Origin of the sequence: Paenibacillus sp. S150, assembly GCF_019352175.1 — a bacterium.
Taxonomy (GTDB): Bacteria; Bacillota; Bacilli; order Paenibacillales; family Paenibacillaceae; genus Paenibacillus_AQ.
Map to the genome: position 1 here is coordinate 61,526 of NZ_JACBYI010000012.1, position 13,802 is coordinate 75,327.

14 protein-coding genes are annotated in these 13,802 nt (G+C 55.3%); 6 read left to right on the forward strand and 8 right to left on the reverse strand.

What is annotated here, in order from left to right; genetic code table 11:
• Positions 1 to 40: 40 nt before the first annotated feature.
• The 3 genes from HYD27_RS13425 to HYD27_RS13435 all read right to left on the reverse strand — a co-directional run bounded on the left by HYD27_RS13425 (position 41) and on the right by HYD27_RS13435 (position 2,462).
• Complete coding sequence (locus HYD27_RS13425) at positions 41 to 394, reverse strand: DUF1648 domain-containing protein (RefSeq protein ID WP_219215900.1); 354 nt, start codon at positions 392 to 394, stop codon at positions 41 to 43.
• 283 nt (positions 395 to 677) lie between these two features.
• Positions 678 to 1,355: a hypothetical protein gene (locus HYD27_RS13430; RefSeq protein WP_219215902.1), complete on the reverse strand. Its 678-nt coding sequence runs from the start codon at positions 1,353 to 1,355 to the stop codon at positions 678 to 680.
• Between the two features lie 393 nt (positions 1,356 to 1,748).
• Positions 1,749 to 2,462, reverse strand: coding sequence for a YceI family protein (locus tag HYD27_RS13435; protein WP_219215904.1), 714 nt, complete (start codon positions 2,460 to 2,462; stop codon positions 1,749 to 1,751).
• A gap of 169 nt (positions 2,463 to 2,631) precedes the next feature.
• Between HYD27_RS13435 and HYD27_RS13440 the strand changes: the two genes are divergently transcribed.
• The 3 genes from HYD27_RS13440 (at position 2,632) to HYD27_RS13450 (ending at position 5,295) form a co-directional block, all read left to right on the forward strand.
• Positions 2,632 to 3,312 carry a response regulator transcription factor gene (locus HYD27_RS13440; protein WP_219216053.1) on the forward strand — a complete coding sequence of 227 codons (681 nt, stop codon included), beginning with the start codon at positions 2,632 to 2,634 and terminating at the stop codon, positions 3,310 to 3,312.
• Complete coding sequence (locus HYD27_RS13445) at positions 3,300 to 4,706, forward strand: HAMP domain-containing sensor histidine kinase (RefSeq protein WP_219215906.1); 1,407 nt, start codon at positions 3,300 to 3,302, stop codon at positions 4,704 to 4,706. Before HYD27_RS13440 ends, HYD27_RS13445 begins: the two co-directional genes overlap by 13 nt.
• A gap of 94 nt (positions 4,707 to 4,800) precedes the next feature.
• Entirely contained in the window at positions 4,801 to 5,295 is a 495-nt protein-coding gene (locus HYD27_RS13450) for a hypothetical protein (protein WP_219215907.1), read from the forward strand.
• A 136-nt stretch (positions 5,296 to 5,431) separates the two neighbouring features.
• On the opposite strand, the gene HYD27_RS13455 is transcribed toward HYD27_RS13450, so the two are convergent.
• Entirely contained in the window at positions 5,432 to 5,812 is a 381-nt protein-coding gene (locus tag HYD27_RS13455; protein WP_309242061.1) for a DUF6612 family protein, read from the reverse strand.
• Between the two features lie 110 nt (positions 5,813 to 5,922).
• Between HYD27_RS13455 and HYD27_RS13460 the strand changes: the two genes are divergently transcribed.
• A complete protein-coding gene (locus HYD27_RS13460) occupies positions 5,923 to 7,380 on the forward strand; it encodes an amidase family protein (protein ID WP_219215909.1) in 1,458 nt (485 codons plus the stop codon).
• A gap of 162 nt (positions 7,381 to 7,542) precedes the next feature.
• Here HYD27_RS13460 and HYD27_RS13465 read toward each other — a convergent pair whose 3' ends face one another.
• Positions 7,543 to 8,100, reverse strand: a complete 558-nt coding sequence (locus tag HYD27_RS13465) for an SLOG family protein (protein WP_219215910.1) — start codon at positions 8,098 to 8,100, stop codon at positions 7,543 to 7,545.
• 179 nt (positions 8,101 to 8,279) lie between these two features.
• Between HYD27_RS13465 and HYD27_RS13470 the strand changes: the two genes are divergently transcribed.
• Positions 8,280 to 8,978, forward strand: a complete 699-nt coding sequence (locus HYD27_RS13470; RefSeq protein ID WP_219215912.1) for a hypothetical protein — start codon at positions 8,280 to 8,282, stop codon at positions 8,976 to 8,978.
• 338 nt (positions 8,979 to 9,316) lie between these two features.
• Here HYD27_RS13470 and HYD27_RS13475 read toward each other — a convergent pair whose 3' ends face one another.
• Complete coding sequence (locus HYD27_RS13475) at positions 9,317 to 11,347, reverse strand: beta-galactosidase (RefSeq protein WP_219215914.1); 2,031 nt, start codon at positions 11,345 to 11,347, stop codon at positions 9,317 to 9,319.
• A 110-nt stretch (positions 11,348 to 11,457) separates the two neighbouring features.
• On the opposite strand from HYD27_RS13475, the gene HYD27_RS13480 reads away from it, so the two are divergent.
• On the forward strand, positions 11,458 to 12,303 hold the full coding sequence (locus tag HYD27_RS13480) for an AraC family transcriptional regulator (RefSeq protein WP_228745116.1): 846 nt from the start codon (positions 11,458 to 11,460) through the stop codon (positions 12,301 to 12,303).
• A gap of 124 nt (positions 12,304 to 12,427) precedes the next feature.
• Here HYD27_RS13480 and HYD27_RS13485 read toward each other — a convergent pair whose 3' ends face one another.
• Together HYD27_RS13485 and HYD27_RS13490 are read right to left on the reverse strand one after the other, a co-directional pair.
• Positions 12,428 to 12,616 (reverse strand): hypothetical protein, encoded by a 189-nt coding sequence (locus tag HYD27_RS13485; protein WP_219215918.1) that lies wholly within the window; start codon positions 12,614 to 12,616, stop codon positions 12,428 to 12,430.
• Between the two features lie 99 nt (positions 12,617 to 12,715).
• Entirely contained in the window at positions 12,716 to 13,633 is a 918-nt protein-coding gene (locus HYD27_RS13490; RefSeq protein ID WP_219215920.1) for a LysR family transcriptional regulator, read from the reverse strand.
• Between the last annotated feature and the right edge of the window lie 169 nt (positions 13,634 to 13,802).

Sequence of the window (13,802 nt, forward strand, 5' to 3'; positions counted from 1 at the left end):
AACTATCCCCTGTGAGTACAGGCAGCGCCGTCTCTGACCGCTATACCATAGCAAGCAGAGCGCAAACGCTGATCGCGGCGAATCCAGCCGTAACAAGCAGCGTCGCCGCATTCCAGATCTGGTGAATGATTGCTATATTGTGGATATAGCTGCTCAGAAATATTTTTCGCAATAAGAATTGGAGCAGCCGCATGAAGCCGAAGCCAAACCAGCCGAGCATACAGAGCAGAGCCACATCCACACTCCATTTATTCACAAACCGGTCAGCGGTGGCCCCGTCGTAGTGGATCGGCACGAAAACAGGCAGCCGCGGGTAAAGATAGAAATACAGTATAATGGGAACTAGGGCCGCAGCACTGCTTAAGGTCATCGTCAGTCTGCTTTTGAACATCATTGGTCAGCCTCCTATGTATAAATCACCGGGCGCGCAGCCGGCTGCCCTCTTCTGCCCGAAGCAGGAACAGCCCTTCCTGTAATCCGCCCGCGCATCCCCGCCTTCCTCCAGCTTGCAGCCTTGGCATTTCCACAGGGCCGTTTATTTTTAAAATATACCTCTGAGCCAGACGGATATCCAGCATAAAAAAATAAAGGGTAAGCTTCGCTTCCCCCAAAACATATAAATTCTTATCTTTCAAGAAAGACGCCTATCGGCGTCCTATATTAAGAATGCTGCCATTTCAGTAGGGAGGAGAAGAATCATTTCGCGCTGATTCCACCGTCCAGCTGGCTTCTAGGAGAATCAAAGGTACTTCTGCCTCTGATTCCACCGTCCAGCCGACTTCTAGGAGAATCAAAGGCACTTCTGCCTTTGATTCCCTCGTCCAGCCAGCTTCGGGCGAATTCAAAGGTACTTCTGCCTCTGATTCCCTCGTCCAGCCGGCTTCAGGCGAAATCAAAGGTACTTCTGCCTCTGATTCCACCGTCCAGCCGGTTTCAGGCGAATTCAAAGGCACTTCTGCCTTTGATTTCCTCGTCCAGCCGGCTTCAGGCGAAATCAAAGGTACTTCTGCCTTTGATTCCCTCGTCCAGCCGGCTTCAGGCGAAATCAAAGGTACTTCTGCCTTTGATTCCCTCCTCCAGCCGGCTTCGGGCGAATTCAAAGGTACTTCTGCCTTTGATTCCCTCGTCCAGCCGGCTTCGGGCGAAATCAAAGGTACTTCTGCCTTTGATTCCACCGTCCAGCCGGCTTCGGGCGAATTCAAAGGCACTTCTGCCTTTGATTCCACCGTCCAGCCGGCTTCGGGCGAATTCAAAGGTACTTCTGCCTTTGATTTCCTCGTCCAGCCGGCTTCGGGCGAATTCAAAGGTACTTCTGCCTTTGATTCCACCGTCCAGCCGGCTTCGGGCGAATTCAAAGGTACTTCTGCCTTTGATTCCCTCTGCCTGCCCGCTGCGGACAACGCATTCGCGCAGTTTGCCTGGCCGAAGTTCCGGTCCATTCTTTCATTTACAGCGCAGCCGTGAATTAAAGGATAAGCTTCGCTTCCCCCAAAACATATAAACCTGAATTTCGAAAGTAAGTATCCACAAATCATCTAAAAGGCTCTACACGGAGGGATTTTTTGTGAAAAACAGCTTGCACCCAATGGGTGAAAAGCGGGGCTATCCCTTGTCCTATCCGGATTTGTTCAATTCACTTTCGAAATTCAGGATAAATTCTTATCTTTCCAAAAAAACTCCGCCCGAAGCCGCAAAGGAGCAGCCAACGGGAAGAGCTTTCTTGGAAATATCTTATGGGTTCAGGCCTGTTATTTGGACAGTACAAGCTCCAGGCGCACCTCAAGCTCATTTTCAGTATCCAGTACAATCGAATGCGGGTTGGTCAGGCCGAAATCCGCAAAGGTTACGGTTGTTGTGCCCGACAGCATAAGCTGCCCGCCGCTGTATACGGCCTGGGAATCAAAGGTAACCTCCTTCTCTATGCCTTTTACAGTCATTGTGCCTGTCAGCTGGACCGGAACCGCAGTGCCTTCGGTCCATTCCGCCGGCAGCTCCGAGAAGGATTCCACCTCAAAGGTGGACTGAGGGAATTCGGCTGCAGACAGGAAGTCCTCTCCCTTAACATGCTCATCTCTCTGGCCGTTGCCGGAATCAAGCGCGCTCATCTCCACCGTACCTTCACCGGTCATTGCGCTCGCGTCGTCCAGATTTACGTTCCAGGTTCCCGTAACTGACGGGTCAACGAAATTAACGGTTTCCTGTGAGGTCGTTACCGACCAGTACACTTTGGAAGTGTCCGCTATGCTCCATGCACCATTTAATTGCTCCGCGGTGACGGCTGTTCCCGCCGGTGCTGCTTCTGTATTCGCTGTGTTTGTGCCATTTGAAGCTGTGTCTTGTGTCGGAATCACGGACTCGATTTCAACATTATTGCCCAAGCTGTTATTAAGCAGGGTAAAAGCTGTGATGGCTAGAGCGATAACGACTCCTGCGGCGACTATGGCGATTGTTTTTTTGTTCATCCTGTTTTTCCTCCATCCAAATTTTTCTTGTGCCCTCTATGGCTTGGTCCCCATTCTAACAAAGCAATATGTCGGGAATAAGTCAAAGCACGGCAGCCCGCACCTGTGGTAAAATTGTTGTAATTTTAACTGACCCTTGAGCCGCTGTTAAGGAGACTGGCCGGATATGATGAAATCCATACTGATTGTCGAAGATGAGGAAGCGATTGCCCGCGTGCTTGGAGCCTATCTCAAAAAAGCGGGCTACCAGGTCACCCGGGCCGCAGACGGACGCACCGCTCTGGAAGCCTTCGAGGCTGCACCGCCTTCCCTGATTCTGCTTGATATTAATTTGCCGAACATGGACGGCTTTGAGCTGCTGGGCATTATCCGTGAGAAAAGCAGCTGTCCCGTGATCATGCTTACGGCCAGGGATGCCATCGGCGACCGGCTGGCCGGACTGGACGGAGGGGCCGACGATTACATGTCCAAGCCCTTTATCCCGGAAGAGGTGGTGGCCCGCGTAAATGCGGTGCTGCGCCGCCCCTCCCAGTGGTCAGACGGCAGCCGCAAACGGCATTACGGCAGTCTGTTTATTGATTTTGGCGCCCGCAGTGTGTTCTTGAACGGAGCCGAGGTTTCCTTAAGCCCGCGCGATATGTCGGTGCTGCTGTTCCTCGCGGAGCGCCCGCATCAGATTTGTACCCGGGACCAGCTGCTTGAGCATGTGTGGGAAATGGATTATGAGGGAAGCGACCGGGCGGTGGATCTGTCAATCAAGAGGCTGCGCCAGGCTCTTTCGCACTGGCCCGCCGAAGAAGGCGAAATCCGCACGCTTAGAGGAACGGGGTATCAGCTATGGACCACTTAAGACGAAAAAAACATACCTCCATCCTCTCTTACTGGACGGTCCGCTACCTGCTGATCATCGGCACGGGTCTGCTGCTCACCGCGCTCGTGACCTTCTGGTGGATTCAGCAGGAGGCGATGAACAACCGCATGCAGACGACCGGTCTGCTTGCGCAGGAGATTGCCGACCGCAGCGTCAGCGCGGACGGCAGCCTGAATATCCCTCCGGGCCTGGATCAGCTGATTGAGGACCGCAAGCGGTTCTTCAAATTGACGCTCGAAATGTGTGTAATTATTACCGGACCGGGGGGCGAGCTGCTGTTCTCACAGCCGCAGCTGACGGAGGACGAAATGCGCCACAAGCTGAATGACAGCCTGGATGCGGCACGCAGTCCGGAATTCAAGGCTGCGGCCGCGCAGATTCAGGGAAACGGAGAAGCGCTGGGACAGGTGGTTGTACTGCAGTCCAAGCGCTCGCTCCGGCATATCCCGCGGGAGGAAATCATCTTCTTCTCCATCCTCATCCTCTTCCTGATTATCTTGAGCTGGCTGACCATTTATCTCTTGTCCATCAAGCTGGCCAAGCCGATTCAGCGGGTAGCCGCCGCGGCCTCCCAGATCAGCGGCGGCAAATATGATATCAGGCTGGAGACGGAAGCCAAGGAGCGGGAAATTCACGAGCTGCTGCTCTCCTTTCAGGAGATGGCCGGCAAGCTGCGGCAGTTCGAGCAATCCCGGGCGGTCATGCTGGCCGGCGTCTCCCATGAGCTGAAAACCCCGGTCACCTCGATCAAGGGACTGGTGCATGCGGTACGCGAAGGCATAGCTGAAGGCGAAGAAGCGGTAGAATTTCTCGACATTGCCCTGCTGGAGGCGGGGCGCCTCCAGCGTATGGTCGCCGATCTGCTGGACTACAACGCTTTGGCCGCAGGCATCGTCTCCGTCAGGCATGACCGGCTGGACGCCGCTCCGCTGCTGGAGGAGATCGTCTATCAGTGGAAGCTTACTCAGAGCGAAGATGTCCGCGAGCCGGAGCTGCAGCTTCCGGCGCAGCCCGTCTTCCTGCGGGGCGACCCGCTGCGCATCCAGCAGATCATCGTCAACCTGCTTAACAACAGCGTGCAGGCCAGGCAGCCGGGGCAGATGCTCCAGCTGAACCTGCGACTTGCGGAGAATCCGCAGGGCAATGCGGAGATCACCGTTACCGATAATGGAATCGGCATTCCCGGGGAGAACAGCGAGCGGATCTTCGAGGCCTTCTTCCGCAGCAGCGGCAAGCAGAGCACACTCAGGGGCCTGGGGCTCGGGCTTACCTTCAGCCGCCTGCTCTCCGAAGCGATGGGCGGAAGCCTCCGCCTTGTCGCCAAGCCGGAGCAGGGCTGCACATTTGTATTCACCCTGCCTCTATGGCGATAAAGCCTTTAGAAGATGCTCTGCGGCTGTAGTCCTTCGAAGGAGCCGCATGGTATAATCAGACAATGAAATTGAAACCGTAAACCGGAGGCTGTATATGCTTACTTTTGAACAGAAATTGGCTATTCTTGATTCCTACCCCCAGCTTGAGCGAAAGAATGTATCGCTGGGCCGGGTGAATTACCACTTTGAGCAAAGCCGCCATGAGAAAAAAACGGTAGCCTTTCATCTGCATCCGAATGGCAACGGCTATGTGTATGCGGGACTACTCCGCGGTTATGAAACCGATGACAAAGGAATGGTGAACATCCGCGGCTACGGGGAGGCCGAGCTGCGGGAGCTGGTGGATGCTTCCGTGACCTCACTGTCCATGTTTGTTCCGGAGGCTCCGGCACCCGGCAAAAGAAAGAAAAAAACGGCGGCCGGAGCCGATACGGTGTGGATCAATGAGGAGGGGCAGAAGCTGAGCCTGAAGCCGGAGGATGACCTGTGGTATCTCTATGCCGGGCTTCAGCTGGAGATGGCCTTCGAGACGCTTGAAGAAGCTGAGGAATATCTGGCGGAAGAAGGCTTTGCCCCGGTACAGAGCTAGAACCCCCAATTGGCCAAAAAGCCTGTACACCGCAGCACCAATGCGGAATACAGGCTTTTTGTAATAACGGAGGACGCTTATGTGATCATTTTAACCCGTTAACCTGAAGTTTACTGCCTTCCGGGGCCATTCCGCGTTACTGCGTTGCAGGCAGCTGTACTTCCTGCGCACTCAGCACTTCTTCCGGCACCTGGATATCACTGATCTCATTATACGGATTGACCGTGTTCTTCATCTTCATGTCCATGCTGTTGCTCTGGCCTTCGGCCGTCATATCCACCGCCATATCGACATCCGTACGGGTCGGCAGATAAGTTTTTTTGTCCACGGCATATGCAAGCTTCATGCTCTTGATATCCATCTGCTCCATCAGCGCGGTCATATGGCTGTCGGCGCCGCTGCTCTGTTCGGGACAGCTTTTCACCAGCTCCTTCACGCTATTCCCGGATACCCCGGCCGTCAGCAGATAATCATCTCCTTCCTCGGTGACGTTCGTATCCTTGGAGATGGCAATCAGACAGGGGTTCTAACATAGCTTTTTTAAAGAGGAAGCACTATCAACGCGCGGCAAATTGTGGTTAGATGGACAAGAAGGCTATAACCCACAGGGAAAGAAGCGTGAACCGCATGAGTTTTGAAATCGTAGAGGCTACCATTCCGGGGATTCAGGCTGCGCTTGAAGCCGGCGAAATTACGTCCAGGCAGTTAGTTCTCATGTATCTTGAACGCATCGCCGAGCATGACAAAAACGGGCTGACCATCAACTCCGTTCTGGAGATTAACCCCGATGCCCTGTTCATTGCCGAATCTCTGGATGTGGAACGCTCCCTGCAAGGCCCGAGGGGGCCGCTGCACGGCATACCGGTCTTGGTGAAGGACAACATCAATACTGGCGATAAAATGCATACCAGCGCCGGCTCGCTGGCCCTGGCGGATTCTTTTGCCGGGGAAGACGCCTATATTGTCACCAGACTGCGCGAAGCCGGGGCAATCATCCTGGGCAAGGCCAATATGACGGAATTCGCCAATTTCATGACGAACGGCATGCCGTCCGGATACAGCTCACGCGGCGGACAAGTGCTTAATCCCTACAATATATCCACGCCGACGGGCGGCTCCAGCGCCGGCTCTGCGGTAGCCGCGGCCTGCAGTTTCTGCACCGTGTCCATAGGCACGGAGACCTCCGGCTCGATTCTTAATCCCGGCAATCTCGGTTCAATCATCGGGATCAAGCCGACCGTGGGCATGATCAGCCGTTCCGGCATTTTGCCGCTCTCCAATACCCAGGATACCGCCGGTCCCATGGCCCGCACGGTCCGCGACGCCGTGCTGCTGCTGAACGCGATGCTGGGCAAGGACGGCAGCGACCCCGCCATGGGGACAAGCACAGGCAGGCTGCATGAGGACTATACAGTCTTCCTTGACCCGAACGGGCTGCAGGGCGCCCGGATCGGAATTCCGCGGGATTATTATTTTGAGGAGCTGACGGATGAGCAGCTGGCGCTTTTCAATGCCTCGGTGGACCGGATGCGCGAGCTTGGCGCCACCATCATTGATCCGGCAGAGATTCGGACTGCGCGCGAGATCAGCTATTCCTCCGTGGTCCTGAATGAATTCAAAACCTCGCTCAATGCCTATCTGGCCGCCCTCGGCCCGGGAGCCAAGGTGCGCACGCTGAAGGATATTATCGACTTCAATCATGCGCATCCGGTAGAGACCCTGAAATACGGGCAAGCTACGCTGCTGGATGCCGAATACACCACCTCCGGCACCTTCACCGAGCCGCAGTATCTGCGCGACCGGGCAACCGATCTCCGGCTCTGCAAGGAACAGGGCATCGACGCCACGATGAAGGAGCATCATCTGGACGCGCTGCTGTTCCCTGCTGATTTCGGCGCGCGGATCACCTCTCGGGCAGGCTACCCGTCCATCGTTGTGCCTTCCGGCTACACCTCCGCCGGCGCACCCTTTGGCGTAACCTTCTCGTCGCAGGCTTACCAGGAGCCGGTGCTGATCCGGCTGGCCTATGCCTATGAGCAGAACTATAAGGTCCGCAAAGCCCCTTCCCTGCAGAGCTTTATATAAGGAACCCATTATTCTCCGGCAAGTCCCATGCGCCCGGGACTTGCCCCGTTCGGGCAAACTCCGGGTGCACCTATTGCTGCTGCGGATTCCCGTATGGAATGGAAGGATCAGGCCCGGCGGTCCGCCCAGGGTTCTTCACGGGAATCCATATATTTGCTCTCCTCACTCATAACCGCGCCGGCTCTCCTCATCGGCAATATTCTGAATTTCCTCGGCAAGCATCAGATAGAGGCCATAGTCCCCTTCTGCGTGAAGCTTCAACGCCCGATCCTTGAAGAACTTCGGACTTCCCCCGGCGGCATCCTCATCATAGAACAGCAGAATCCCGTCGCTCTTGCGCAGCAGCAGGTCATCTCTGGCCCGGAACTGCCAGCTTCCGTCATAAGGAGCATTGCTGACCGCCGCATAGTAATCGGCTCCGGCCACAATCCGCCGGTATTCGTTCTGCTTCTCTTCCTTCCACTTCTCCTCCGGTGCGGCATGCGCTGTAATAATGCCCAGCTTCAGCCCGGAATACTGCCGCTTCAGCGCAAGCACAACCTCGCATGCCCACAGATCCACGCCGTATTGTCCGGGGGTGATAATCCAATCCACGCCTTCCTCCACCAGAGGGACCAATCTGTTCATCAGCGCTTTTTTGATATAGGGAATCCCCTGATGCTTGCTGTCAAAAATCCCGAGCTCATGCGCACGGTAGCCTGTTACCAGTAAGGTTGTCATGTGCTGCCTCTCTCCTGAACCTTTAATCTTCGAATTTCACGCTATCCTGCATTAATTATATAACATTTCCGTCCCGTGTTTCTTTGGGCAAACATTCAGCTAACTTTAAGCTCTCTTTCATGACGGTTTGCTATATTATCCAGTAGACAGAGCTTGACCAATCAAGGAGGAGAATGGCAATGAAGAAATATGTCCCTTATATGATGGCTGGAGGCCTGATAGCTGCGCTTATGCTTGGCGGATGCAGCTCCAATACAGAGACCACCGCCGCCACGGGAGCAGACTCCCAGGCCGCACAATCCCCGACGGACCAAGGCGGGCAAGCTGCCATGGGGCAGAACGGCATGAACAGGGCGAACATGAGCTTCGGCAAAATCAAAAGCATCAGCGGCAGCACGATCACGCTCTATACGGCGGAAATGCCTGCCGGCCGCATGCAAAATGCGGGTGAAGGAGAAGCGCCGGACAGCAGCGCCGCTCCGGGAGACGGTGGCAGAGGCGGCCAGGCACCGGAAGGGCAGGGCACTCCGCCCTCGGGAGCTCCGGAAGGCGGCGGGCAAGGCGGAGCACAAGGCAGTGGCGGTGGAATGCGCGGCGGCGGCATGATGCAGAACTTCTCCGAGGAGACTACGGATATTACCGTCGGCAGCGATACCCAGATCGTATCCGTCACCTTCGATAACGGCAGCCAGCAGGAAACTGCGCTGAGTCTGTCCGACCTGAAAGCCGACGACATCATCCAGTACACGCTCAAGACAGATACCGCCGAAGCGGAGAAAATCACGCTCAGCACCGGAAACTTCGGCGGCAGAGGCGAAGGCGGCGGGGCCGGATCACCATCAGGCGGCGCGCAGGGAACAGACACAAGCGGCAGCTGAAGTGGTTCGGCTGGCACTCCGGCAGCGCGGTAAATACGGGGTGGCAGAAGCATAATCGAACGATTCTATCCTGCAAATTCATTTCTCTGCTTATATTTGCATCCTCTAGGGTGCCGTGCAGCGGCATGGATGTCTATTGCACGTAGCACAGTCAAGCAACACAGCCTCATTTGTTTTCCGGCATAAAGGGTGCGGATTTTAAATTCAATCAACGCAGTTATATTTAATACAGTTAACGCTTTAGGAAAAAGGACGATTCGCCAGGCCCATAAGCCGCGGGAATCGTCCTTTTTAATCACAGCGCCGGGTTGCTGCCGTAGAACCCTTCAAGCCGGATCTTAATTCTTGTCTGACAAAATCAGAACTCCACGCCCCGGAACAACGGCGGTGCCGCTGAAGGTCTTGCCGGTCAGCACATCGGTGCGCTCGGCGGACCCGATCTCCGCGCTGAGCTCGCCTTCCTTGTGGTTCAGCAGGAACAGGTAGGCCGCACCGTCCTTGACGCGTTGTACGGATTCGATGCCTTCCGGTGCGCTGACCAGCGGCTGAATCTCCTTCTCTGCACACAGGTTCGACAGGAGCCCTTGCAGGAACAAGGCATCCGGGCTGGTCGCCACATAATAAGCCTTGCCTTCGCCAAAGCGGTTCACCGTCAGAGCCGGCATGCCCTTGTAGAAGTCAGTGCCATATTCGGCGAGCACTTCTGCGCCTTCAGCATGAATCAGATCGCACAACAGATCGCACGGGTACGAGCGGTTCAGCGCTCCCCACTCTTTGCCCATCACGATTTCATTGCCCATTCCCGGCAGCAGCGCGTCGATTTCCTCAGCCCAGATGCCAAGCACCTTGCGCAGTTCGCCAGGGTAGCCCCCGACGGTAACCAGATCATTCTCATTCACAATGCCGCTGAAAAAAGTGGTAACGAACGTGCCGCCTGCCTTCACGAAGGCTTCCACCTTCCCGGCAAAGCCCGGCTTGACCATGTACATCACCGGTGCGATGACAATCTTGTATCTGGACAGGTCCTCTTCCACACCGATCATATCGGCTTCGATATTCTGCTGATACAGCGCATCGTAATATTTATGCACTTCATTCACATAATCCAGCGCTACGGAAGGCCCGCTTGACAGATCAATTGCCCAGCGGTTTTCCCAGTCGTAAATAATGCCGATCTGCGCTTCGCTGCGCGCATCCAGGAGCTGATCCCCCAGCTGCTCCAGCTCTTTGCCAAGCTCGGCACATTCGCGGAATACCCGGGTGTGCTCATGCCCTGCATGCTCGATAACCGCGCCGTGGTACTTCTCGCAGGCGCCGATGGAACGGCGGAGCTGGAAGAAGAGCACGGTGTCCGCGCCGCGCGCTACCGCCTGATAGCTCCACAGGCGCATCACGCCCGGACGCTTCAGCGAATTGTACGGCTGCCAGTTCTGCTGGCTCGGCGTTTGCTCCATCAGCATGAACGGCTGGCCGTGCTTGAGGCCGCGCATCAGGTCATGCGTCATTGCCGTATGGCTGACCGGTGTATCCAGCGACGGATAGTTGTCCCAGGAGATTACATCCATATGCTTGGCCCACTCAAAATAATCCAGCTCCGGATAGAAGCCCATCAGGTTGGTCGTAACCGGGATATTCCTGCTGTGCTCTTTGATTGCGTCGTTCTCCAGCCTGTAGCATTCCAGCAAGCTATGGGACATAAATCTGCGGTAGTCAAGCGATATCCCCTGAAAGTTGGTCCGGTTCCCGTTCCATTCCTCACTCAGCTCGCTTGGCACAACAATTTCTTCCCAATCATAGAAGGTATGCCCCCAGAAACGGGTATTCCAGGCTTTGTTAAGAGCATCCAAAGAACCGTAACGGTTCTTCAGCCAGACTCTGAACGCCGCTTCGGATTGCTCGGAGTAATCGTAGCCGCCGTATTCATTGGAGATATGCCAGGCTACCAGCGCTGGATGGTCCTTGTAACGCTCAGCCAGCCTGCCTGCAAGCCTGGCGGCGAATTTGCGGTAGACCGGGCTGTTCGGATTGGAGTTGTGGCGTCCGCCGAATTTGCGTTTTCTGCCCTGCACATCCACACGGGTGACTTCAGGGTAGCGGCGGGCCATCCAGGCCGGATGCGCCCCTGTCCCCGTAGCCAGGCAGACATAGGTTCCGTTGTTATATAAACGGTCCATCAATTCATCAAGTCCGGAGAAATCATAGGTATCCTCCGAAGGCTGAATCAACGCCCATGAAAATACATTAATCGTAGCAACATCAATGCCCGCCAGCTTGAACATCCGTTCATCCTCTGCCCATACCGGGGCGTCCCATTGCTCGGGATTGTAATCTCCACCATACCAAATCTTCGGCAATTTCTCGTTGATCACACACTGCACATCCTTTATAGTATAAGTATATTCTCATTGTATACGTTATCCGCATCCCTTTAAATATAAAATTACCGAAGCCACATATAATAAAATGGAACCCACAGGAGATGACAGACTTGCTCGTGACAGCTTCCCGCAGAATCGTGTTTGCCCAGGAAGGCGGATATCACCTGCCGATTAACCTGGACAGTATGGGCTACAACCCTGACCAGGAAAAGGTAACCCGTCCGGAGGGCTATCATGCCTATCATTGGCTCCAGACCGCACAGGGCGAAGGAATCATCCATTTCGAGAACAAAAAGCTTACGCTCGCCGAAGGCAGCGGCGTGTTCCTGCTTCCCGGCACCCCCCACCGCTACGAAGCGCTCACCGCTGAACCCTGGTGTACCTATTATCTGACCTTCGGAGGAAGCTCAGCCAGGCAGATTCTGGATACGATTGGCATGAACGCCAACTCCTTCTACCGCTGGGAGAAGGAGGCTCCGCTGCCGCTGATGCTGAAGGAAATGCTCGACCGGCACGATGCCGCGGAGGATATGTTCAGCCTCGGCGCTTCAACGGATGCCTACCGGTTCCTTATTACGCTCAGCAAATACGGGCAGCTGCACAACAACACCTCCATTTCCCGCAATGTGGACAAGGTGCAGCCGCTGCTTAAATGGATGGACAGCCATTATGGCGATCCGGATATCGGCCTGCATGATCTGGCCCTGCAGCTTGATGTGTCCGGGCGCTATCTCAACAGCCTGTTCCTGCAGACCTTCGGCCTCTCCCCTTACGCCTATTTCGTCCGCCTGCGCATCCGCAAGAGCAAGGAGCTGCTGGTCAGCCAGTCCGGGCTTACGGTAAAAGCCATCTCACAGCGGGTCGGCTTCCGCGATGTCAGCCATTTCGTGGCTACCTTCCGCAAGCAGTCCGGCACGACACCGGATCAGTTCCGGCGGCTGCATTAATCCGCCTGGTCACAGCGGGACACCCTGAACACATACAGCGGCACCCGCGGCTGAGCCAGCCGGGGTGCCGCTGTATGATTGTATATACGGGCAAATCCTGCAAATGACCATGAGGGCAGACACATTAGAGGATCCAGATGAACAGCCCCACAATGACTGCCAGTACGGCCACCGCTATCAGCAAATCGGCAATCTGACTCCAAAAGCCCGGCAGGCCTTTTTGATATTTGCGGGCAGCGGCATCGTGCTTGGCTTTATGGGCGTCGGGGTCCGGAGGGGGTGCGATTGGACCCGGATTAAAAAAGTCAGGCATGGAAATCATCTCCTTATTTAACAGTATATCCGTTATTTCCTCCATACGACACCCCGGCTGATGCTCCCGGAATACATCGATCAGCTGTCTCCTTCCCGGTTACTTCGCAGCTCCGCCTGTCTCTGCCGCTGTAATATCAGCCATGCATACAGCTTCCGGCAGCCGCACCTTCAGCTCCTCTATGAACTCCCGGAAGGCGCTTGTCATATACAGGTCACGCCGCCGGATGAACACAGTCGGGACCTCTGCATATCTCTCCGGAAACGGATAGCAGCGGATACCCTCCGTTACATTCATCCGCTTGAAATAAGATACAGGCAGGACCGCAAACCCTATCCCCGCCTTCACGCAGCCCAGCAGTCCTTCCATCGTCCCGAACTCCATTACCTTTCCCAGCCGGCAGCCTTCATCCCCGAGCCACTCCTCCAGCCTGGTCCGATACATGCAATCCGCATTCAGGATCAGCAGCGTCTTGTCATGGACCGACCGGATGCCCTGATAATCTATTGTATCCGGGATTACCAGTCCCAGCCGCTCGTTTATGACCAGCTCCTGGACAATTTCCGGATGCTCTACCGGTCCGTCGACAAAAGCTCCATTCACGCAATATTGCAGCACGGAATCGATCAGTTCACCCGTTCTTCCGATCTGCAAATGAACCTCAACATCGGGATAACAGCCGCGGTAGGCGGACAGGATTGCGGGCAGCCGGACGGCAGACGTCGTGTCGGAGCCGACCGTAATCGAGCCCTTCGGAACCGGCGAATCCAGAACCGCATGCTCCGCCTCCTCCAGCAAATTCAGTATTTTGACCGTGTATTCCATAAGCGTCTGTCCGGCTGAAGTCAAGGTGATGCCCCGGCTATGCCGGTAAAAGAGAGGAGTCTTCAGCTCCTGCTCCAATTGCTGAATTCTCGCCGTCACATTGGACTGCACATAGTTCAGGCTTTGGGCCGCTTTGGAGATGCTTCCTTCTTCAGCAACCGCCCGAAACACTTTAAGAAGACCAATATCCATAATCCGCCTCTCTCCCCCCGGACCAGCCATCAGCCGCAGTGATGTCGTCCATCATTTCTCTTCATTATACATGATCCGCTTCACGGATTATGATGAAAACACAAAAGAAAGACTATGCTTTCCGAAGTTAGCTGCGGGAAGTGGATTCAAGGAAGACAATGCTATCCAA